Origin of the sequence: Sphingomonas sp. Leaf257 (assembly GCF_001422185.1) — a bacterium.
Lineage (GTDB): Bacteria > Pseudomonadota > Alphaproteobacteria > Sphingomonadales > Sphingomonadaceae > Sphingomonas > Sphingomonas yabuuchiae.
Genome location: NZ_LMMH01000004.1, coordinates 83036 through 105849 on the forward strand (window position 1 = coordinate 83036; position 22814 = coordinate 105849).

15 protein-coding genes are annotated in these 22814 nt (G+C 66.4%); 4 read left to right on the top strand and 11 right to left on the bottom strand.

The annotated features are described in order from the left end of the window. Positions 1-168 precede the first annotated feature (168 nt). Both ASF14_RS05300 and ASF14_RS05305 read right to left on the bottom strand, forming a co-directional pair. The gene (locus ASF14_RS05300; protein ID WP_056432693.1) at positions 169-1221 is read right to left on the bottom strand and encodes a zinc-dependent alcohol dehydrogenase; all 1053 of its coding nucleotides are present in this window, start codon (positions 1219-1221) and stop codon (positions 169-171) included. Then, positions 1218-2276, bottom strand: coding sequence for a patatin-like phospholipase family protein (locus tag ASF14_RS05305; protein ID WP_082442091.1), 1059 nt, complete (start codon positions 2274-2276; stop codon positions 1218-1220). Before ASF14_RS05305 ends, ASF14_RS05300 begins: the two co-directional genes overlap by 4 nt. Positions 2277-2411: 135 nt before the next feature. On the opposite strand from ASF14_RS05305, the gene ASF14_RS05310 reads away from it, so the two are divergent. The 3 genes from ASF14_RS05310 to ASF14_RS05320 all read left to right on the top strand — a co-directional run bounded on the left by ASF14_RS05310 (position 2412) and on the right by ASF14_RS05320 (position 6972). Next, positions 2412-3920: an MFS transporter gene (locus ASF14_RS05310; RefSeq protein WP_056432700.1), complete on the top strand. Its 1509-nt coding sequence runs from the start codon at positions 2412-2414 to the stop codon at positions 3918-3920. 88 nt (positions 3921-4008) lie between these two features. Then, on the top strand, positions 4009-6234 hold the full coding sequence (locus ASF14_RS05315) for a hypothetical protein (RefSeq protein WP_056432701.1): 2226 nt from the start codon (positions 4009-4011) through the stop codon (positions 6232-6234). A 3-nt stretch (positions 6235-6237) separates the two neighbouring features. Then, the gene (locus tag ASF14_RS05320; RefSeq protein ID WP_236696937.1) at positions 6238-6972 is read left to right on the top strand and encodes an SDR family oxidoreductase; all 735 of its coding nucleotides are present in this window, start codon (positions 6238-6240) and stop codon (positions 6970-6972) included. A 9-nt stretch (positions 6973-6981) separates the two neighbouring features. Here ASF14_RS05320 and ASF14_RS05325 read toward each other — a convergent pair whose 3' ends face one another. Then, entirely contained in the window at positions 6982-7962 is a 981-nt protein-coding gene (locus ASF14_RS05325; RefSeq protein ID WP_082442093.1) for a methyltransferase, read from the bottom strand. A gap of 66 nt (positions 7963-8028) precedes the next feature. Next, positions 8029-8295 (bottom strand): hypothetical protein, encoded by a 267-nt coding sequence (locus ASF14_RS05330; RefSeq protein WP_056432704.1) that lies wholly within the window; start codon positions 8293-8295, stop codon positions 8029-8031. Positions 8296-8423: 128 nt separating this feature from the next. On the opposite strand from ASF14_RS05330, the gene ASF14_RS05335 reads away from it, so the two are divergent. Further along, positions 8424-10751 (top strand): FdhF/YdeP family oxidoreductase, encoded by a 2328-nt coding sequence (locus ASF14_RS05335; RefSeq protein ID WP_056432707.1) that lies wholly within the window; start codon positions 8424-8426, stop codon positions 10749-10751. A 93-nt stretch (positions 10752-10844) separates the two neighbouring features. On the opposite strand, the gene ASF14_RS05340 is transcribed toward ASF14_RS05335, so the two are convergent. The 7 genes from ASF14_RS05340 to ASF14_RS05370 form a co-directional block, all read right to left on the bottom strand. Further along, entirely contained in the window at positions 10845-12278 is a 1434-nt protein-coding gene (locus ASF14_RS05340) for a porin (RefSeq protein ID WP_236696938.1), read from the bottom strand. A 49-nt stretch (positions 12279-12327) separates the two neighbouring features. Further along, positions 12328-13461, bottom strand: coding sequence for an FMN-dependent L-lactate dehydrogenase LldD (lldD, locus tag ASF14_RS05345; protein ID WP_056432709.1), 1134 nt, complete (start codon positions 13459-13461; stop codon positions 12328-12330). Between the two features lie 16 nt (positions 13462-13477). Then, a complete protein-coding gene (locus ASF14_RS05350; RefSeq protein ID WP_056432813.1) occupies positions 13478-14245 on the bottom strand; it encodes an FCD domain-containing protein in 768 nt (255 codons plus the stop codon). Then, complete coding sequence (gene lldP, locus ASF14_RS05355) at positions 14242-15915, bottom strand: L-lactate permease (RefSeq protein ID WP_056432712.1); 1674 nt, start codon at positions 15913-15915, stop codon at positions 14242-14244. The genes ASF14_RS05350 and lldP overlap by 4 nt, the downstream gene beginning before the upstream one ends. A 403-nt stretch (positions 15916-16318) precedes the next feature. Then, positions 16319-17794: a tryptophan halogenase family protein gene (locus ASF14_RS05360; RefSeq protein WP_056432714.1), complete on the bottom strand. Its 1476-nt coding sequence runs from the start codon at positions 17792-17794 to the stop codon at positions 16319-16321. 39 nt (positions 17795-17833) lie between these two features. After that, positions 17834-19870 (bottom strand): hypothetical protein, encoded by a 2037-nt coding sequence (locus ASF14_RS05365; protein WP_056432717.1) that lies wholly within the window; start codon positions 19868-19870, stop codon positions 17834-17836. Further along, a complete protein-coding gene (locus ASF14_RS05370; protein ID WP_056432720.1) occupies positions 19867-22749 on the bottom strand; it encodes a TonB-dependent siderophore receptor in 2883 nt (960 codons plus the stop codon). The genes ASF14_RS05365 and ASF14_RS05370 overlap by 4 nt, the downstream gene beginning before the upstream one ends. Between the last annotated feature and the right edge of the window lie 65 nt (positions 22750-22814).

The following is a 22814-nucleotide window of genomic DNA, read 5'->3' on the forward strand; positions in this document are numbered from 1 at the left end:
CCATGGGGCCATGGCGGCACATCCTCTCGATCTTGTGCCACCATCTCTCCGCCTCGCTGATCAGGTCTTGCAAAAGACCAGAAGATCACGCCCGACACGTCGCCGGGCAGCCCGCTAACCTGTTACGTAAAAAAGATAATCGAACATCCGTCTAAGGGTCCATGGCTGTCATATGGTCAATCCGACGAAGATCGCTCCCGTCCGTGCCCGATCCTGCGCCGCCTCGAACGCCTCGTTGATCTGGTCGAGCGGGAAGCGATGGGTGATCAGTTCCTGCGTCTTGAGCACCCCGCGCGTCACCAGGTCGAGCACCTCGACCTGTTCGGCATGGATGTCGTGAAAGGCGAAGCTGGCGCTGGGGATCAGGGCGATCTCGGACATCTGGATACGCTGCCACTCCAGCGGGATGGCGATGGCCCCCGCGTCGAAGCCGCCGACGATGACGACCTTGCCGCCGCGCCGCACCAGCCGCGTGGCGAGCGGCAGCGTGTCGGGCATGGACTCGCCGCCCGCGCATTCGAACACGATGTCGGCGCCGCGATCGTCGGTCTGGCCGAAGATCGCTGCCTCGGGGTCCTCGTCGTCCGGGTGAAGGGTATGGTCGGTACCCAGCCGCTCGGCCAGGGCGAGCGCGTGCGGCATCTTGTCGATGACCGTCACGGTCGCACCGCTGGCCTTGGCGAGCATCAGCTGGCCCAGCCCGATCGGCCCCGCCCCGATGATCGCCACGCGCGATCCGATGGTCAGGCCCGACAGATGCTGGGCGTGCAACGCCACGGCATAGGTGTCGAGCAGCGCGGCATCGTCATACCCCACATTGTCGGGCAGGCGGTGGAACTTGTGCTGCGGTCCGACGACATATTCGGCATAGGCGCGCGAGACGCTGGCGCGGCGGGTGGGATAGAGATCGGGGCAGCGATTATATTGCTGCACCCGGCACCAGTCACAATGACCGCAGCCGAGCACGGATTCGACCAGCACCCGGTCGCCGATCGCGACGCGGCTGACCGCCGGGCCGACCTCGACCACCTCGCCCGCCAGTTCATGGCCCATGATGCAGCAGTGCAGTTCCTCCTCCGCCTTTTCCCAGTGGCGCAGGTCGGTGCCGCAGATGCCCGCCATCCGCACCCGCGCCTTGACCCAGTCGTCGGCAGGCAACTGGGGTTCCTCGACCTCGGCGATCTCGAAACGGCCATCGGCGGTCTTGCGGGCGGCTTTCACGGCGTGTCTCCAGAATGGGCGGCGAGCGGCTCTTGCCGCGCCGCGATGGTGGTCGATGTCAGCCCCCTGCCCCCAAGCGGAATCGCCCCCTCCGCCAGCGCCGCGACCAACGCACGAGCGTCGCGCAAGCCCGCATCCCAGCGCCCCCGCACCGAACGGGGCGAGAAGTCCAAAGCCTTGCCCGCGACTTCGTCCTGCTGCTCGGCATAGCGAAGCTGCACCAGCGTGACCGATGCCTGCGCCATCTCGGGAGCGGTGGCATAATGGTCCTGCCAGCGGGTGAGCGTCCGGCGCGACTGTGCGGCGAAGACCAGATCCTGCGTCCGGCTGATCATGCCGCCGATGGTCGGTGCGCGCGGGCCAGCCAATGGCAACAGGTCGACCGCGATGCACAACAACGGCCTGTCACCGGGCTGGGCCAGCATGGGGTCGAGCGGCAGATTGGCGGCTAGTCCGCCATCGACATAGAGTTCCCCGCCGATCGCGACCGGGGGAAAGGCAGGCGGCATGGCGCAGCTGGCGCGGACATGATCGGGTGTGATCCTGTCGCGCCCGTTGTCGAAGACGACCTCGGCGCCGGTATCCAGTGCGACCGCCTGCACCATGTAGCGGACCCTGCCGTCATTCAGCCGCTCGAAATCGACGAGACGCGCCAGCGTGTGGGCCAGCGGTGTGGTGTCATAGAGCGCGGGCGTATCACGCTCGGCCAGGGCGGTGCCGAGCGGCGCGAACAGGCCCCGTCGCCCGCCGAACAGCGTTGCGATCACCTCACCGCTGCGCCGCCAGCTGTCGATCATCCCGTCCCACGCGAAAGCGCCGATGGCGCCGGTGCGGTCCGGCCGCCACAGGTCGGACAGCCGCGACAGGATATCCGCCGGTGCATTGCCCGCGATGATCGCGCCGTTCATCGCCCCGGCCGAGGTGCCGACGACCCAGTCGGGCGAGATGCCCGCCTCATGCAGGGCCTCATAGACCCCGGCCTGATAGGCGCCCAACGCATTGCCCCCGGCCAGGACCAGAGCGATGCGGAGATCGGGCGGCACGTGAGGAGTCATGCGCCAACAAACCCCCAAATGCCCGGATAGTGGCGTACAAACGCCCGCAATACCCAGAAAACCCAATGATATAGATCAGGCCCTATGTTGGTCGGCAGAAACCGGGGTCGCCGACGGAACGTTGCCCCGGCACTCATGACTCTCGACCCGCAAGCCGAACTGACCACCGCCGACCGCGAACGCGGCTTGCGGCTGCTCGTCGTCGAGGCGGGGTTTTCGGGTGGCGCCGCCGCGCTGACCAGCGGGGTGATCCTGACCGCCTTCGCGCTGCATCTGGGGGCGTCGAACGTGATGGTCGGCGTCCTGGCGGCGATGCCGTTCCTCGCGCAGTTGCTGCAACTGCCCGCCATCCAGCTGGTCGAGCGATGGCGGCGGCGCAAGCGGATCGCGGTCCTGTCCAGCCTGGTCGGGCGGACAATGCTGGCCGTGATGGCGGTGCTCGCCTTTTTCAGCGGGACGACCGCGCTGCTGATCTTCCTGGGCGCGCAGATGCTGCTCTGCGGACTGGGCGCGGTCGGCGGATGCGCCTGGAATACATGGATGCGCGATCTCGCGCCCGACGATCGGCTGGGCGACGTCTTTGCCCGGCGGACGGTGTGGCTGACCGCGATCAGCCTGATCCTAGGGCTGGTCGCCGCGCTGGCGTTGGACTGGACGCCAGCGGGATCGCCTGCACGGGACATGGTGTTCGCCGCCATGTTCGCCAGCGGCTGCGTCACCGGGCTGATCAGCGCGCGGATCGTCGCGATGATGCCCGAGCCGTTGATGCCGCCCGCCCCCGGCTCCATCGCATTGCGCACCTTGCTGGCCCAGCCGCTGGGCGACCCCAATTTCCGCCGGTTGCTGGTCTTCGTGGCGAGCTGGCAGTTCGCGATCAACCTCGCGACGCCCTTCTTCACCGTCTTCATCGTCCGCCAGCTGCATTTCGCGGTCAGCTTCGTGCTGTTGCTCAGCGTCGCCAGCCAGGTCGCCAATATCCTCGCACTCCGCCTCTGGGGGCGGCTTAGCGACCGGTTCGCCAACAAGTCGGTGCTGGCGGTGTGCGCCCCGGCCTATATCCTGGCGATCGTGGCGATGATCGGCGCATCGCAACTAGGCGACCGGGGGGCGGTGAAGCTGTGGCTGATCGGGCTCCACCTCGTCATGGGTGCGACCATTGCGGGCGTGACGCTGGCCAGCACCAATATCGCACTGAAGCTGTCGCCCAAGGGGTCCGCCACCGCCTATGTCGCGGCCAATGCGATGACCACCGCCATCGCGGCCGGGATCGCGCCGATCCTGGGCGGGCTGCTGGCGCAGTTCTTCGCCGCGCGCCAGTTCGAGCTGGTGGCGCGGTGGCGCAGCCCCAACGGCATCTTCACCCTGCCGATCGTGCTGACCGCCTGGGATTTCTATTTCCTGCTGGCGGGTCTGATCGGCCTCTATGCCATCCACCGCCTGTCGCTGGTGCGCGAGCAGGGCGAGATCGAGCGGCGGGCCATGGTCGGGCAGGTGCTGAACGAGACACGGCGCAGCATCCGCAACATATCCTCGGTCGCGGGGCTACGCGCCGCGACCGACCTGCCCGGCGCCCTCCTGCGCGATGCCCGCACCCGCATCCGGCTGAAACGCGCACAAGCGGCGCGGGCGGGACGAATGCACTGACCCAGTTTAGCGGAACGCCATTTGCCCGGAACTCCGTTCTTTCCGAGGGGGTTGGCCATCATCCCCGTCCCCCTTTCGGAGTGATGCCATGCCCCGAACAGCGACGGCCGAAGCGCCGCCCGCGATCAGCCCCCATCTGCTCGACCTGCGCGACCTGCTACGCGACGAACCCGCGCCGCTGGCCGATTTCACCGTCGGCGATCTGATCATCCGGCTCCACCGGACCGCGACATCGGTGTTCGCGATCGTGCGCCGCAAGGGGAGCGCAGGCGGACTGGCGGTGCGGGCCGCCTATATACCGATGCGCTTCGACTGTGCGGTGCTACCGCCCGAGAAGGGCGAGGTTGCCCGGCTCCGCCTGACCAGCGCGATGGGCGAGCATGTCATCTCTTATATCGCCGACCGGCTGGCGGTGGAGCGGCTGCGCATCACGACGCGCTTCACCCCGACCCGGCCGATGATGCTGCCCCCCGCCCCGCGCGACCTCTATCCCCTTGGCGCGACCGACGATCCCCTGCGGGCGCAAGGCGTGGTCGAGGCGTCGCAGCGCGGGCTGAACACCGGCCTCCTCTATTTCCGCATCGAGGCGCCCGCCTTTGGCAATGTCCTCTACATCCAAAATTTTACCGCTTCGAACGACTATTTCCGCGCCACCGGCACCGTCCCGCGCGAGGCGGTGGCGGGGAACTGGCCCGAGCTGGGCTATGTGCTGCCCCTCCCCGATGCCGATGCCGATCCTTCGGATGTCGCGTTGCCGGCGGGTGAGAGTGTCACGCTGTCCGACACCATCCTGGTCTTCCGCCACCATGCACCTCCGCACGAACGCGAGTCCGCCCGCCAGTTCGTGCAGATGCTGGGCAGCGCCTATGACCTGCTCGATCCGCCCCCTGTCGCCTATCGCGACTGGATCGACCGCGCCGAGCGGGCCGCGCGCGATCTGGACGAAGCGCCAGACGCCACGATCCGCCATTACGGCCACCGCTATGTCCACCCCTATACGGGCGCCGAATATCCCGACATCATGGTGCAAATGTCGGTCATCGCCGCGCTCCGCCGATGGGGAGATTGGCGGGGCGAGCCGCATCCCCTGGAAGCGGCGTTCAAGGCGGGGCTGCCGCGATTCTTCGACGAAAAGCTCGGCACGTTCCGTCGTTATCTGCCCAATGTCGGCAAGGACAAGAATGCCGATGCGGTCGACAGCTGGTATCTCTATCACCCCCTGCTGAACCTCGGCACGCTGGCGCTGGGTGGCGATGACGATGCGCGCGCCCTGTTCCTGAAGGCGATCGACTATGGCGTGCGGGTCGCGCGGCATTTCGACTATCGCTGGCCGATCGAATATGACGTCACCGACTTCTCGGTCATCACCAAGGAGGCCCCCGTCGACGGGCGCGGGCAGACCGATGTCGGCGGCATCTATGCCTGGGTCATGCTCCAGGCGTTCGAGCTGACCGACGACAAGACCTATCTCGACGAGGCGCGCGCCGCGATCGATGCCGCCATCGGGCTGGGCTTCAACCTCAACTATCAGGCCAATCTGACCGCCTGGGGCGCCGCCGCCTGCATGCGGTTGTGGCGGATCACCAATCGCGACGCCTATCGCGAGCAGAGCTATGTCTATCTCGCCAGCTTCCTGCACAATGCGGTGATCTGGGACAGCCGCATCGGCCATGCCGCGCATTACGAGACGTTCCTGGCGGTCACCTGTCTGCAGGACGCGCCCTATATGGCGATGTACGAGTGCTTCGACAGCTATGTCGCGTTCGAGCGTTATCTGGACGATGGCGGCCCCGACCTCGACCCCGAGGCGCGGATGCTGATCGGCGAATATTGCCGTCATGCCCTGTCGCGCGCCTGGTATTATTATCCCGACGCCCTGCCTCCCGAGGCCATCGCCGAGGAACAGCGCGAGGCCAACGGCCATATCGACAAGACCCTCTCCTTCCCGCTGGAGGATCTCTATCCCGATGGCCAGCCCGCCGGGCAGGTGGGACAGGAGGTGTACGGCGCGGGCGCGGCGTTCATCTTCGCCACCAGCGCCTTCCACCAAGTCGAGGGCGCGCCATTCCGCCTCTATTGCGACATGCTGGTCCGCGCGGTCGAGCGGGTCGGCGACCATGCGTTGTCGATCGTGCTCGACGGGGGTGAGACGCGCACCGCCTCGCTGCGCCTCGTCCGGTTGAAGCGGCGCACGCTGACCGACAGCCGCGTCACCACCGCCAGCGGCGATACGATCGCCCCCGATGCCGTCAGCACCGACCGCGTCGATTATTGCGTGCCCGCGCAAGGCCGCCTGATCCTGACCTGGGAATAACCGATGACCAAGAACCCCACCATGTTGTCCGGCCGCCGCATCCTGCTGACCGGCGGCACCACCGGCATCGGCCGGGCCGCGCTGAAGGCGCTGGCGAACGAGGGCGCGCGCGTCCTGACCTTCGGACGGCATCAGGAAGCGCTCGACGCGGCGCTGTCCGAGATCGATGGCGACGTGATCGGGATCGTCGAGGACGCCGCGACGCGCGACGGCATCGACCGGGTCTTCGCCGCGGTCGACGACCGGCTGGGGGGCATCGACATGCTGGTCGCCTGTGCCGCACTCGGCGCGCAGCCGATCCATGAGATGGCCGAGGAGGATTGGCGCTATGTCATCGACGCCAATCTGACCGGCTATCTCGCCTGCGCCCGCGCCGCGATCCTGCGCATGCAGGAGCAGGGAGGCGGCCATCTGCTGTTCGTCGGATCGATCAGTACCGAGATCAAGGCGGCGGGCGAAAGCGTCTATGCCGCGACCAAGGCGGGTATCCAGGCCTTTGCCGAGACGCTGCGCAAGGAGGTTGCGGACAAGCGCATCCGGGTCAGCGTGATCCAGCCGGGATCGGTCGACACCGACATGCAGGAATGCAGCGCGGAGGAGAAACAGACCGCCGTCGCCGACGGCCGGATGCTGCCTGCCGAGGATGTCGCCGATGCGATCCTGTTCGTCCTCAGCCGATCGGCCAATTGCGACATCGTCAACCTGCGGATCGAACCGCTGATCCAGAAGACGGCGTGAGGGGGGACGTCAGAGTCCCACCCGCCGTATGACCAACCCCACCGCCGCGATCCGTTCGACATCGACATAGGTCGGCTTTTCCAGCTCGTCGCCGAAGATGTCGGGGTCGAGCTCGGAATAGTCGACCTCGAAGCCGGTCGCGGGCAGCTGCTCGGCCAGCGCCATGCGCAGCACGTCCTGCCCATCGACGACCGAAGCGCCCGTATGCAGGATCAGTTGTCCCTTGGGCTTGAGCAGTGCCAGGGCCTGAAGCGTCCAGTCGAGCGAAAGCTGGCCGCCATACAGGTCGCCACCGTCGCGGTAAGCCCGGCGATCCGCGTCGATCATGAACGGCGGATGGGTGACGATCTGGTCGAAGGAGTCGGTCAGCTCCTTTGGTGTCGAGACATTTGCGACGCTGTGCGCGATACCGGCATGTTCGGCGTTGATCGACGCCAGGAACAGCGCGCGCGGGTTGATGTCGGCCAGCGTCAGATGCGAACCACGCGCAACCCGCGCCGCGACGATCCCGCCGACCCCGGCCCCCGCACCATAATCGAGGATGTGCCGGGCGCCCACGTCCATCCGCCCGATGATCAGTCTGGCGAACCGATAGCTGTCCGGCCCCAGAAACACCGAGTCCGTGGCCGTGGTCGGATAGGCGGAATGGAGGAACAGCGTCCCCTCGACGCGCGACACGCGCAATGTGGCTTGCAGGCACCCGTCATCGCGTTCGACCAGCATCTCCGCCGCGTCCAGGGCGGCACGCAGCTCGGCATCCAACACCGACGGTGAGAAGGGCAGGCTCCAGCCCAATATGTCCCGCACATCGTTCGCGGGTCGATCCCCGCGATTGACGAGGACCCGCGCATGTGTGGCGGGCGTCGGCGTCACGAACTGATAGTCGCGTGCCTCCAGCAATTGCAGGAGGCGCAACAGGCCCTCGCGCTGCTTGGCCGGTCCGGTTGGGCCCTGGGCCGCTCCCGGCCGCTGTTCGATTTCGCCTATCACTCTATGATCCTTGTGTTTTCTCCTTCAATATCGGGAGACAGGCGCAGTTCCCGGTTTCAATATGGATCAGCCTGTTGCTTGGCCCGGCTGCGCTTGCTCGATCGCTGCTGGCCGGCCACGCCGGGTGCCGAGAATTAGCAAGGCCAAGGCACCCGCCGCCCCGGCAACGAGGATCGAGGGGCGAACGCCAAGGCGGACCGCCGAACGGTCGAGCAGCACCTCTCCCCGCCCGATGGCGTTGACCAGTCGCGGCACGATCTGCGTGTCGATGAAGAATTTGGGGGCCGAAGGGCCCGTCGTCTTTTTCAGCATATAGTCGCGACCGACCGTCATGGCATTTCTCCTTTTTAAATCCGTATCTTAGATCAAATTCGGGATAGCCGCCGGCGCCACAGGGTTAACGACAAGACCCGGCGAATGTTTCGCAAGGAAACGCCCGCCGCCCCGGCCGGAGATGCCCGATGAAAGCCACGTACAAGCCGTATCGCCTCCCCTCCGGTGGATGGGGCTCCGCGCGCTCGGTCGGCAATATCCTGCGCCGGGAGGGCGTGCTGGGCAGCGCCAGCGTCGCGCTGTCGCGGCATAACAAGGTCGATGGCTATCAGTGCAACAGCTGCGCCTGGGTAAAGCCCGCCACGCCGCTCCCCTTCGAATTCTGCGAAAACGGCGTGAAGGCGGTCGCCTGGGAACTGACCGCGCATCGCTGCACACCCGCCTTTTTCGCCGAACACACGGTCAGCGAGTTGCTGGGGTGGGACGATTACCATCTGGAACAGCCCGGCCGCCTGACCCATCCGCTGCGCTACGACGCTGCGACCGACACATATGTGCCGGTATCCTGGGGCCATGCCATCGAGGAGATCGCTCGCGAACTTCGCGCGGTGAACGACAAGCAGCACGGCACCGTCTTCTACAGCTCCGGCCGATTGTCGAACGAAGGCAGCTATCTCTATCAGTTGTTCGCCCGGCTCTATGGCAACAACAATCTGCCCGACAGTTCGAACATGTGCCATGAAACGACCTCGGTCGCCCTGCCCGCCAGCATCGGCCAGGGGGTCGGCACGGTCGATCTGGGGGATTTCGCCAAGACCGACTGCCTGATGTTCTTCGGCCAGAATCCGGGGAGCAATTCGCCGCGCATGCTCCACCCGCTTCAGGAAGCCAGCCAGCGCGGGGTGCCGATCATCACCTTCAACCCGCTTCGCGAGCGGGGACTGGAGCGGTTTCTGAACCCGCAATCCCCGACCGAAATGCTTACCGGCAAGGATACGCGGATCAGCTCGGACTATCATCAGGTCAAGAATGGCGGCGACCTGGCGGCGATCGCGGGCATCTGCAAGGCGGTGCTGACGCTGCACGACGACGCCCTGGCAGCCGGTGAGCCACCGATCCTGGACCTCGCCTTCATCGACGCGCACACGCACGGGTTCGAACGCTTCGCCGACTGGTTACGGGCGCAGGACTGGGACGAGCTGGAGCGGCGTTCGGGGCTGCATCGTGCCGATCTCGAAGCGACCGCGCTCATCTATGCCCGTGCGCCGTCGACCATCGGCATTTACGGCATGGGCCTGACTCAGCATCGCGCGGGGGTCGAGACGGTGCAGATGCTGGTCAACCTGCTCCTGATGCGCGGCAATATCGGGCGACCCGGTGCAGGCATCTGTCCCGTGCGCGGCCACAGCAATGTCCAGGGCCAGCGGACGGTCGGCGTCACCGAAAAGCCCGAGCTGTTCCCCCTCGACCGTCTGGGCGAGCAATTCGGCTTCGAACCGCCGCGCGAGGCGGGGTACAACACGGTCGAGGCGTGCGAGGCGATCCTCGATGGCCGGTTGAAGGCGTTCTTCATGCTGGGCGGCAATTTCGCCCGCGCGATCCCCGACCAGGGCCGGATGGAGCCCGCCTGGCGCCGAATGCGGTTGACCGTCAACGTCCTGACCAAACTCAACCGCACCGCGCTGCTCCCCGGCGAGATCAGCTATATCCTGCCGGTGATCGGGCGGCTGGAGATCGACGAGACGGCGGCCGGGCAGCAGGCGCTGTCGATGGAGGACACCTCCGGCTGCGTCCATGGCAATCGCGGGCTTCGCACGCCCGCTTCGCCGCATCTCATCAGCGAGATTCGCCTGCTGTGCGAACTGGCCAAGCAGGTGTTCGAGCCCCATCCCAAGGTGCGGTGGGACGATTATATGACCGACTATGCCGAGATCCGGCGGGAGATCGCCTACACCCTGCCCGACAATTTCCACGACTATGAGACGCGCATGTGGGAGCCGGGCGGTTTCCAGCGCGACCTGCCCGCCAAGCGGCGCGAATGGCAAACCGATACCGGCCGCGCCAATTTCGTCACGCCGGAGGCACTCGACGAGGACCTCGATATGCCGGACGTCGGGCATGACGTGCTGCGACTGATGACCCTGCGCAGCAACGACCAGTTCAACACCACCGTCTATGGCTATAACGATCGTTTCCGGGGGATCGACGGCATCCGCAACGTCGTGCTGATGAACCGCTCCGACATCGAACGCCGGGGCCTGAAGGTGGGACAGGCGGTGACGCTGCGCACTATGGCCGATGACGGCGTCGACCGGCATCTGTCGGGGATGATCGTCGTCGCCTATGACATTCCGGTCGGATGCATCGGCGGCTATTATCCCGAGTGCAACGTCCTGATGCCGGTGTGGCATTATGCGGTGGGCAGCAAGACGCCCGCCGCCAAATCCATTCCCGTGACGGTCGAAAGCGACGGCGATATCGTGCTCGAGCCCGGAATGGTGGAAACGTCAGCTTGATAACGCCTTTTGGCGGAGCCGATCGCCCTGTTTTCCTGAACGCTGGCAGGGACTGGAGGCCTTTATCGCATTCCTCATCTGCGATGTGCCGCCCTAAAATCCCTGCTTGACGGTGAAGTGCAGCCGTTCGAGTGTCCCCGAGGCGCCATTGGCCAGTTCGCGATGCGACAGGCGCGCCTCCACACCCATGTCGAGGCGCGGCAGCGGTGATAGGAACAGGTTGATCGCGGTGTCCCACACCTGCCGCGTCGACAGGGGCGACGCCGATGCCGGGTTCCAGACCCGCTGGAACGAATCCATCCAGGTGCTCCGAAGCGTGCCGGTCCAGAATTGGCGCATACCGGCAAATCCCGCGATCAACGGAACAGGCACCAGACGGTCGTTCGCCATCTCATAGACCACGTCGGGCGCGACGTTCACGCCGACATAGCGCCCGATCCCGCGACCGCCCGTCATCATGAAGCGGACATCGTCGCCCTTGCCGGTGGGCAACGGCGCGATCCCCGCCAGCGATATGCCGTAACCTTGCGTCGTCACCGCCGGTCGCGCAGTCGCGGGATCGACCCGCATCGACCGGAACAGGCCCGTCAGCGACAGGCTGGCCCCCTTCCCCGTCCATAGCAACTGTCCGGTCAGGTCGGGGATGCTGTCGTCGTCATTGTCCGACAAGGCGGTTGCCCCCGCCATCGCCGATACGGTTTCCGGGTTCTCGAACGATGCGGAAGCGGTCCATCCGCCGCCGATGGGGCGGCTGTAGCGCAACAACATCTGCCGAACGAGCACGGTGCCGTCGGTCACGCCGACGAAATCGGCGGTTTCGGGCAGGGCCGCGACATATTGGAAGTTGCTCCAGTCCTGCCCCATGGCGAAGCCGCCATAACCCGCCACCGCGCGGCGCAGCCCGAAGCTATAGGGGTTGAGCGCCCGCTCGCCGCCGGACACCGCCGGGGCGACCTGAAAATCCGCTTCGATCAAGGTCGTCAGCGTCTGGCTGCCGACCGGCGTCGCCGTCTGAAAGGCGATGCGTGACTGTTTGGCCGAGGCATCGGTAAGGATGCCCGAACGCCGCCCGCCGACCGGGATCGATTGCGGCAGCGACAATTCGCGCCCCAGCGGATTGGTCGCGGTGTCGCCATTGCCGTAGCGACTGAAGATCAGATCTCCCTTGACGAACCCCGCGATCCGAAAGCTGGTCTCGCCGATGCGGAAGCCATAGCCCGACGGAACGCTGGACGTACCCCCTTGGGCCGTGATCGAAGGGGTCCCCGCCGGACGAGGCAGCGCGTCCTGCGGCGACAGGCGCGTGGCGGGAGCGGGCGCGGCGGCGGCAACCGGGGTGGGCTGCACGGGCGGGCGGGCCGCATCCAGCGCGCGCTGCACCGCGTCGAGCTGTTGCTGCAACTGTTCGACCTTGCGGCGCAGCGCCTGATAATCCTCGGCGGTTTGCGCGGCGGCGGGTGTCGTTCCCGCCAGCGCCAGACCGGAAAACAAGGCGGCACGCGTGGTCCGCTGCCCGAGATGCGGCATCCTGTATCCCCTTTCGATATGGCCGACGTTTGCGCCGGTCCGTTCCACGTCAGCGTGCGATGATGGTCGAGTCGATGTCCGCGATCGTCCGCACGCCGGTCAGCGCCATCGCCACCCGCATTTCCCGGTCGAACAGTTCGAGCAGATTGGCGACCCCCACCTGGCCATCGGCGGCCAGCGCATAGATGAAGGCCCGCCCCAGCATGACGGCATCCGCCCCCAGCGCCAGCATCCGCACCACGTCCAGCCCCGATCGTATGCCCGAGTCCGCCAGGATCGTAAGCTGTCCCTTCACCACGTCGGCGATGGCGGGCAAGGCGCGCGCCGAGGACAGCACGCCGTCGAGCTGCCGCCCGCCATGGTTCGACACGACGATGCCCTGCGCGCCGAAGCGCACCGCCTCCCGCGCGTCCTCGACGTCGAGGATGCCCTTGATGACGATCGACCCCTTCCAGAAATCGCGGATCCATTGCAGATCGCGCCAGCCGATCCCCGGATCGAAATTCGCGCCCAGCCAGCCGATATAATCAGCCAGCCCCGTGGCCGCGCCGCGATAGGCCGAGATATTGCCCAGGTCGTGGGGCCGCCCATGGATGCCGACATCCCAGGCCCAGCGCGGGTGGGTGACGGCCTGCAGCATCCGCCGCCACGCGGCATGGGGACCGGACATGCCCGAATGCGCATCGCGGTAACGGGCGCCCGGCACCGGCATGTCGACGGTGAAGACCAGCGTCTCCACCCCGGCCGCCTGCGCCCGCTCCAGCGCGTCGCGCATGAAACCGCGATCCTTCAGCACATAGAGCTGGAACCAGATCGGCGCGGGCGACTGGCGCTGCACCTCGTCGATGGCGCAGACCGATACGGTCGACAGGGTGAAGGGCACCCGCTTGTCCGCCGCCGCCCGGGCCGCCTGCACCTCGCCGCGCCTGGCATACATGCCGGTCAGCCCCACGGGGGCGAGCACCACCGGCATCCCAAGCGACTGTCCGAACAGCGTCGTGCTCAGGTCGATATCGGCCACGTCGCGCAGCACCCGCTGGCGCAGCGCCACGTCGGACAGGTCCGACACGTTGCGGCGCAGCGTATGTTCGGCATAGGCCCCGCCGTCGATATAGTGGAACAGGAACGGGGGCAGGCGACGCCGCGCGGCCTCGCGATAGTCGGTGGTGGCGGAGATGATCATCGGATCGTTCCCAATTCTATAGCGAAGGGTCGGCGTCGCGCGCGGCGGCGGCGCGTTCGGACCGGGCGAGGTCGTCCTCGACCCGCCGGACCGTGTTGCGCACGAATTCGAGATGGACATCGGCGGCCTCGCGCGCGCCGTCGGCGTCGCCAGCGACGATGCAATCCATGATTGCTCGGTGCTGCGCCGACAGCGCCTCGAACGTCCGTGGCACGGCGTAGATCTTTTCGCGGCTCTGCGAGATGCTGGTGTGGAGCAGTCCGAACAGGCTGGACATGACATGCGTCAGCACCGCGTTGCGCGAGGCATGGGCGATGGCGAGGTGGAAGGCGGCATCGGCATGCCCCTCCGCCGCGACGTCGCCCGCATCGTGCAGCTTCTCCATCGCGTCGAACCGGCGCCGGATGCGGTCCTTGTCCACCGCATCGGCGCGCCGCGCGGCATGATAGGCGGCCGCACCGTCGAGCGACTCCCGGACCTCGAAGATGTCGTGGCCATAACCCGGATTGGCCTCGACCAGCGGGGCCAGCGGTTCGGCGATCATCTGTTCGGTCCATTGCGCGGACGGCTCGGCCAGGATCGCCCCGGCGCGCGGGCGGATGGTGATCCGGCCCTGTGCCGCCAGCCTGTTCATCGCCTCGCGCAGGATGTTGCGCGACACCCCCAGCGTCTCCGCCATCGCGCGTTCGGAGGGCAGGCGCGCGCCGGGCAGCAATTTGCGCTGCGCGATCAGCTCCTCGATCGCGGCCTCCGCCCGGCCCGACACGCTCGACGTTCCGCTCACGGGATCATCCACGGCACGAGATAGGCCTGGATCGTGGTGAGGATCCCGACGAGCGCGCAGAGCGGCAGGCTGTGGCGCACGGTAAAGCGGAACAGGTCGGATTCCTTGCCCACCAAGCCCACCGCGGCACAGGCGATGGCGATCGACTGGGGCGAGATCATCTTGCCGGTGACGCCGCCGGTGGTGTTGACCGCGACCAGCAGAACATCGCTGACGCCGATCTGGTGCGCGGTATTGGCCTGCAATGCCGCGAACAGCGCGTTCGCCGAGGTATCCGATCCGGTCAGGAACACGCCCAGCCAGCCGAGGAACGGCGAGAAGAAGGTGAAGGCCGATCCCGTATGCGCCAATGCCAGTGCCAGGGTCGCCGACAGTCCCGAATAATTGGCGAGGAACGCGAAGGCGAGGACCATGCCGATCGAATAGATCGGAACCAGCAGGCTTTTCAACGTCTCGACAAAGGTGCGCGCCGCCTCCGCCGGCTTCATCCGCAGGAAGGCGATGGTGACGATCGCCGCCAGCATGATCGCGGTGCCGGTCGCCGACAGCCAGTCGAACTTGTACACCGCTTCATAGGGCGTGACCTGCGGCACGATCGGCGGCACCTTGGCGACCAGCTTGTCGAGGAACGGTACATGCAGCTTCAGCACCAGGTGCGCGAACGGCCCGTCGGCGGCGAAGAGCGCCTTGACCGGCGCGATGCTCCACAGCGTGACGAACACGGTCAGGATCAGGAAGGGCGACCAGGCCCAGGCGATCCTGGCGGGCGAATGGCGGACAGTCCGGGTCGAGATCGGCGCGGCCGGCACCGCACCATCGGCGGCGACCTCTGCCGCGTCGAAGCGGAAGATGCGCCGGGGTTGCCAGAAGCGGAGGAAGATGGGCAGCGCGATCAGGGTCGCCAGCGCGGCGGTGATGTCCGGCAGTTCGGGCCCGATGAACTGCGCGGTCAGGAATTGGACGATGGCAAACGAACCGCCCGCAACCAGAATGGCGGGCCATGTCTCACGCACCCCGCGCGGGCCGTCCATGATCAGGATCAGCCAGAAGGGAACGATGACCGACAGCAACGGCAACTGCCGCCCCGCCATCTGCCCGATCAGGAACGGGTCGATGCCGGTCACCTGCCCCGCGACGACGATCGGAATGCCTATCGCCCCGAACGCCACGGGGGCGGTGTTGGCGATCAGGCACAGACCGGCTGCGTAGAGCGGGCGAAAGCCCAACCCGACCAGCAGCGCCGACGTGATCGCGACCGGCGCGCCGAACCCGGCGGCCCCTTCCAGAAAGGCCCCGAACGCGAAACCGACCAGCAGCAGTTGCAGCCGCTGATCCTCGGTCACGGTCAGGATCGACTGCCGGATGATGTCGAACGCACCGGTCGCCACCGCGACCCGGTACAGGAACACCGCGCCGAGGATGATCCAGGCGATCGGCCACAACCCATAGAAGAAACCGAAGACCCCGGCCGCCAGCGCACTGTTCACCGGCATCCCATATAGGGCGATCGCGACCGCCAGGGTCAGCGCAACGGTAATCGTGCCCGCCACATAGCCTTTCAGACGAAAGACGGTCAGCGCGAGAAAGAAGAAGATGATCGGTATGGCGGCGACCAGGCTGGAAAGCCAGATACTGCCCAACGGGTCGTAATTCTGCGCCCAAACCGCCACGGCACCTCTCCTGAAAGCTTGGTAGTACCAGATGCTTATTTCTTGAATTAAAATCTGCCGTCTGGTGGCCGGCGTCAACTATCGACGGCACAGATCATCGCTTTTTGGTACTACCATAAAAGGCATCAGAGATTGCTTATAAAAGCTCTTCGACCGTGACCGGAGACCGCAGACTGCGGCGTATGACGGCTGGCGAGATCGCGGGACAGCCCGCCAGTTTCACCGGCTAGGCAGGTCGGATAAAGCCCTACGGAGCAGGCCTGAAGCGAGGCTCGCGAAGCCTATGAGGGAAGCTGCGGTTCCGCCGTAAGGGATGGCGACACGTCGCCCTTCGCCGGTCTGCGAGCCTGTGGCTTGGGCGATGTCGAATTGGCGGTTTTCGCCCACTGCGACCGGCAAAGGCCTACGGGAGAGGCGGCATAGCCGCCGTCGTTTTCACTATGTCCGCCCGTAACGCGGCCAATTGGCGCAAATTGTCCTCCCGCCCCAGGACTTCGACCAGCGGATTATGATCGCCCGGGCGCTCGCCCTGGCCGTCGAGAACGGCGAACCAACTCGCGTCGCGGAACAGCTCGTCGCTCGACAGGACGATACGACCCGAGCTTCGGAAGTGCCCGAGTTTCTCCGCCAGCGTATCGGGAATCGCCATTGCCTGTCGCTCGCGCCACATGGGTTCGTCGCGGCCCGTGGTGGCGTGATAATGCAGGATCAGGAAATCACGCACGTCGAGCATCTCTTGCCCGAACACCCGGTTGAACTGTCGCGCCAGCAGGGGCGAGCAATCGGCCGCCGGAAAGAGTGACAGCAATTTGGCGATGCCGCTTTGGATCAAGTGGATACTGGTCGATTCCAGCGGCTCGAGGAAACCGCTCGACAAGCCGATCGCGACGACATTGGCCCGCCACGCCTCCCGCCGCATTCCGGGGGTGAAGCGTATCAGACGCGGTTCGGCGAGCGGCGGCCCGTCCATCCCGGCGATGAGTGAGGCGCGTGCTTCCTCTTCGTCCTGGAACCGGCTGGAAAAGACATAGCCGTTGCCGACCCGGTGCTGGAGCGGAATGCGCCAGCGCCACCCCGCCTCGGCCGCCGTCGCGCGGGTATAGGGCGTGCGATCGCTCTCCGCCGCGCTCGGTGCCGCCCAAGCCCGGTCGCAGGGCAGCCAGTGCGACCAATCGTCAAAGCCGACATCCAGTGCCTGGCCGATCAGCAGCGCGCGCAATCCCGAGCAGTCGATGAACAGGTCCCCCGCCACGACCTGCCCACCGTCCAGGGTCAGCGACCGGACGAAGCCGCTCTCCCCGTCCTGCTCCACCGACGCGACGACGCCTTCGATCCGGCGCACGCCCGCGCGCTCGGCCAGTCCGCGCAGATATCGCGCATAGAGCCCAGCATCGAAATGATAGGCATAACCCAGCGTCGAGAGAAGCGAACGGCGATCGGCGACGGGACGCGCGAACCGCCCCGCTCGTGCCGCCTGTGCGGTCAGCGAATAGGCCTCGGTCGGTGCGTGGTCGCCATCGGCGCGGGCGCGGATCAGGCGGTGGAGGAACATCGCGCCGTCACCCGGCGGCCCATACGTGCCGAAGGGGTGGAAGTACCGGCTCCCCTCGCCGTTCCAGCCGACAAACTCGATGCCGAGCTTCACGGTCGCCTTGGTCTCGGCCATGAACTGACGCTCGTCCAATCCGATGATCTGATTGAACCAGTGGATGGTCGGGATGGTCGCCTCGCCGACACCGATCGTGCCGATGGCATCGGACTCGACCAGGGTGATCGCGACACCCTGCCCCGCCAGCGCACGCGACAGGGCGGCGGCCGTCATCCAGCCCGCCGTCCCCCCGCCCAGGATCACGATCCGGCGAATACGTTTGTCCGTCATGGGCGCCAGCCTAACTGATGATCCTCGTGCCAGCGAGCATCATCGGCCCGAGCACGCGACCGTCTGGCCCGTCGGGCGACGGAGCGCGAGATAGACGGTGCTCCACAATTGCGCTGCGTTGGACTCGTCGACATCGGCACCCGCCGCACCGAAGGGCACGACCTGGTAGCGGCCATCGGCATAGCGCCACGACCACAGCTCGGAGCTTTGCACCCTGCGCGTCGCCTCGATTCCGTCCCACAGGCAGGATTGCGCGCGGGCCAGCGACGCGCGAACATCAGCGGGCAGGTCACGCCGCTCCAATTGCCGGGCCAAACCGGCCGCGACCAGCGCCTGCTGCCAGCTCCACACCACCGTACCGTGATAGGCGTTGGGCGAGAATTTGCGCTGGATCGCCGCGTCGGCAAAGGCGGGATTGGCGACCAGCATCCCCACCCCCGTTCGCAGGCCGGCCGGAAAGGCGTCGATGAAGCTGCTCGCCATCATCCTTAACGCTTCGGCCGGGGGTCGGGCGAAGAGCAAGGCAAAGCCGGGATCGCTATTTTGCACCGGGATCGGCCGTCCCTGCGCGTCGAGCGCGATCGCCGGAAAGCGCATCGGCGCATCGCCGATCGACGCCAGCGCGGGTGCCTCCGGTACGCCGATCATGCGCGCATAGCGGCTGACGGCCTGGCGTGCCTCGGCGGCGGTCAGTGTGACGTCGAACAGCGGGGGGGCTTTGGCTCGCCAGATATCGGCCACCGCCCGCGCCCCGCCAAACGCCTTGGCATCGCTGGCGGCGAGATAGGGCCGGAGCAGCCCGCTGGCCGCCAACGCCGCCGCCGAGTCCAGCGCGGCGGGCACGAGCACGGCATTGACGTCATAGGGGATGCGGCCCCCCGCCAGTCCATCATTGCTGTCGCGCCATTCGCCCGCGTCCATGCCGGGCTTCAGCGCGATCAGCTTCGCCGGAACCGGATTACGGGCAAAGGGCTGCGCCTGACGCAGGACGAAGCGCAGATTGCGCACCATCCGTGCGCCCATCGTCTCGCCACCCACCCGCTGCGCAAGAAACGCCGCCGCCCGCGCCCGTCCCCGGGGATCGTCGAGCAACCACGCCCGCGCGACGGGTGCGAGCATATAGTCGCTGTCGACCATGTTGTAGTTGTAGACGGGGACGTCCGAAAGGCTGCCATCGGCCTTGCGATGGTCGAGGATCGCGAACTCGCCGATATCCTCCTCATGCGCCACCTCGCCTTGCGGCGACAGGCGTGCCAGCACCGATGACAGACCCGTTTCCACCGCTTCGGGCTGCAGCGCGGGCATCAGCAGACGGACCGACATCAGCGTGTCACGCCCGAAATAGGTATCGAACCGCCACGACCCGGCCAGGAACTTCTCGGCATAGCTGAGGAAGGTCAGCGCGTTGCGCGCGCCCTGGTCGGGTTGCGCCTTGGCGTTGAGCAGGTCCGCACCCCCGCGCGGGGTCAGCGGCGTCTCGCCGGTCAGCGCCGTCACGGCGAAGCGTATCCGCCCGTCCTTGCCCGCCAGGATCGCGCCATTGTCGATCCGGCCATCGGTGACGGCCACCGCCAAGTCATACCCCGCAGCGCCATCCAGCCGGTCGCGCGACCAGCGGATCGCGCCCGCCGTTATCCGCGGACGGGTCAGCACTTCGGCGGGGGCGGTGCCGAGCGCCTGATAATCGCGGATGACGCGGATGCTGGACAGCACAGCCTGACGCGGAACCAGGCGCTCCGCATCGATCGTCACGGTGAAGCGCACGCCGTGGAGCGGCCGCCCCCTGGCATCGTTGACGGTGACCGGCTCCGGTTCACCCTCCAGCCGCCACTCGGCCTCCCGCGCCAGCGGCTCGAACCATAGGGCGGTGCCGCTATTGCCCGCCGGAAAGGCGACGAGGAGGCGGGGTTGCTTCCCCGATCTCAACACGACATGCGCCGCGACCGGGCCGGAGCGCGTGAAGCTGTTGATGTTCAGCCCTTCGCGCAAGGCATAATGCTCGACCGGTGCCGCGCCGGTCAGGCCGAGCAACGCGGCCAGCCCCAGCGACAGCCGCAACCCCGCCTTCGCGCTCACAGCTTGAGAGTCGCGCTGATCAAGGCATTGCGCCCGACGATCGCACGGCCATAAAAATAGCCGTCGACGATGGTCTGGGTTTGGCCCTGACGTGGATTGCCCTCGGTAAAGCCCTTCACGTCGGTCAGGTTGTCGACGCTGACCGACAGGTTCAGGCGCGGCGTGGCGTCGATACTGGCGCCGATCGAGAAGACGCCATAGTCGGGCAGCGCGATACCGTTGCCGCTGTCCGCGAAGATCTTGCCGATATATTTGTAGCGCCCGTAAATCTCGCCCAGGCCGCCGGGCAGGACGAAGGACGGGGTGACGGTCAGCAGTTTCTTCGGCGTGCGCTCCGGCGTGTTGCCGTCATATTGCGGCTGGGCGACGCCGTTGAAGCGGAGGTTGCTGAGCTTGGGGTCCTGATAGACACCCTGCACGTTCAGGCTGAAGAACTCGACCGGACGCAAGGTCGCATCCAGTTGTACGCCGTTGGTGAAGTTGTCGGCCAGTGCATTGCTCGCCTGGGCCGGGTTGGCAGGGTCGATGAACTGATAGTTCTGGTCGCGGAACTCGGTACGGAAACCGATGACCGAGGCGTTGAAGCCGTTCGCCTTGAACCGTACGCCGCCCTCGTACAACGTCAGCGCAGTTGGTGCATGGGTGCCGCCGGTATCGCCGCCATTGGTCTGGAAGCCGCGCGCGCCACGTACATAGAGCGCGACATGATCGGTCAGCTCGTAATTGATGCCCGCCGTATAGGCCCAATCGGAATAATTGGCGGTCTGGCGGGTATAGGTGCCGCTGAACGTGCTGCCGACATTGTCGTACAGGCCCGGTGTTCCCGCGGGCACGGCGGCGTTGACGGCGGCGCTGTTGCCGATGTCGACCCGAACATGCTGATGCTCGTAGCGCGCACCGAAGTCGATGTGCAGCCGGTCACCGATGGTCAGTTCGTCGTTGAAATAGGCCGACAGCGACGTGACCTCGTCGTTGAACAGGCCCTGTCCCCAATTGCCGTAATTGACCATGCCATTGTTGGTCAGCGATCCCAGCACGCCGCCCGCCGCGTTCAGGGCGACCATGTCATAGACGTTGGAGTCGTTGCGCACGTCGTTCAGCACGGTCGCAACCGCCGACTGGTTGTTGGAGCGGCGGACATTATAGACCATGCCGCCGACGGTCAGCGAATTGTCGATATTGCCGCCGCCGAAATCCCATTTCGCGCCGAAATCGCTGCCAAAATCCTTGGTCGACAGCGTCTGGTGGTTGAGTACCGTCTGCTGAAGCAGGCCATTGCCGTTCAGGCCGTTGAGCGCGGCGGTGTTCGACGCGGGAATCACCTGCCCGGTGCGAATGTTGCGCAGGCCATATTGCGCGACGCCGGGAAAGCGGAGCGCGGCAACCTGGAAATAGGTCAGCGGCGAGGCTTGAAGCGGGGTCAGCCCGGCCAGCGGCGAAGACGCAGGCGTCAGATAGTTGAGCGCCGATGTCAGGCCTGCGGTGCCCGACCCGCTGCCCGGGAAGATGCCGTTGAAATCATAGGACCCGTCTAGATAACGCGCGCGACCGAACAGGCGCAGGCTGGGGCTGACCGGCACCTCGACATCGATGCGATAGGTATTGGCCTTCACATGGATACCGTCGGCCGAACTGAAGCGGCGCAGGCTTTCGCCGGTCGCGGGCGCGTTGGGCACGAGGAACTGGGTAAAGCCGCGCCCGCCCGCATCATCACGCTTCAGGTCCAGGCCGGGTACGCTGCCGATCGTGCCGTCCGCCGCCACCCGGAACGGCATGCCGGCATAATAAGGGAAATGCTTGTCGCCATGCTTCACCGTGAAGCGGACGAGGCCGCCATTGGCGAATTTCTTCTCCAGCATCGCCTTCACGTCATAGGCGTTGAAGGTGAAAGGCGTACGGCGCACGCCCTTTTGGGAGGTGACATAACCGCCGACATTGAACGCCCAGCCATCGGCGATCGGTGCGGAGAAATAGCCATCGGCGCGCAGGTCGCCATAGGTGGTGCCGGTGTAGCGCACCATCGCCCTCGCCTTGTCATGGTCTGGCTTCAGCGAAATGAAATTGATCGTCGCGCCCGCACCATTGGGGGCCAGCACGCCCGATGTGCCGCCCTCGACCGCCTCAAGCCGATTGATGGTGATGTCGTTCTGAAAATAGAAATCCGCGCCGCCGCCGCCATAGAGGATCGGCATGCCGTCCTCTTCCAGCGTGATGAAGGTCTGGCCGCCACCACGCAGGCCGCGCACGGAATAGTTGTTCGAGATCGGCCCCGCCGTGCCCTCGACGAAAATGCCGGGTACCAGTTCCAGCGTCTCGGCGGTCGAGCGCGGGGCCTTGCGCAGCAGGTCCGCCGCGCTCGCCAGCGTGACGTTGGACGAGGAGTTGAACAGCGTCCGACGGTCCGAGGTGTTGCCGGTAACGATGATCTCGTTCTGCGCCCCGTCGTCGGCCTGTTCGGTGCCGGCGGCCGCACTATCGTCCACCATGGCGGCGGGCGTGCTGCCCGGTCGGGCTCCGCCGTCCTGCGGCAGGGTGTAGCCCACCGTCCGCGTCGCCGCCGGCTTGCCCGCCCCGATCACTGCCGTCCGCCCGTCGAACGACAGCAGCCGCAGGTGGCTGGGCCCGATCAACCGCTTCAGCCCTTCCTCGATGCTCAGCTGCCCTTTGACGGCCGACACGGTCTGGCCGCGCGTCACGTCGCTTGGCGCGAGGATCTGGATGCCCGCCTGCTGGGCGAAGCGGACCAGCCCGGTCGTCGCGGGCTGACGGGGAATATCGAAATTGCGGACCGTCGCCTGAGCCGCGACGGCAGGCGATACGATCCCGGCGGCGATCGCCACCATCGAGACAAGCGGAATGGTCAGAATCTGGCTGCGCATGGCACCCCTCCCAGAAGTTTTTTCGACACGCTTCATACGGCGCTGATCCAAGGATGCGCGGCCGC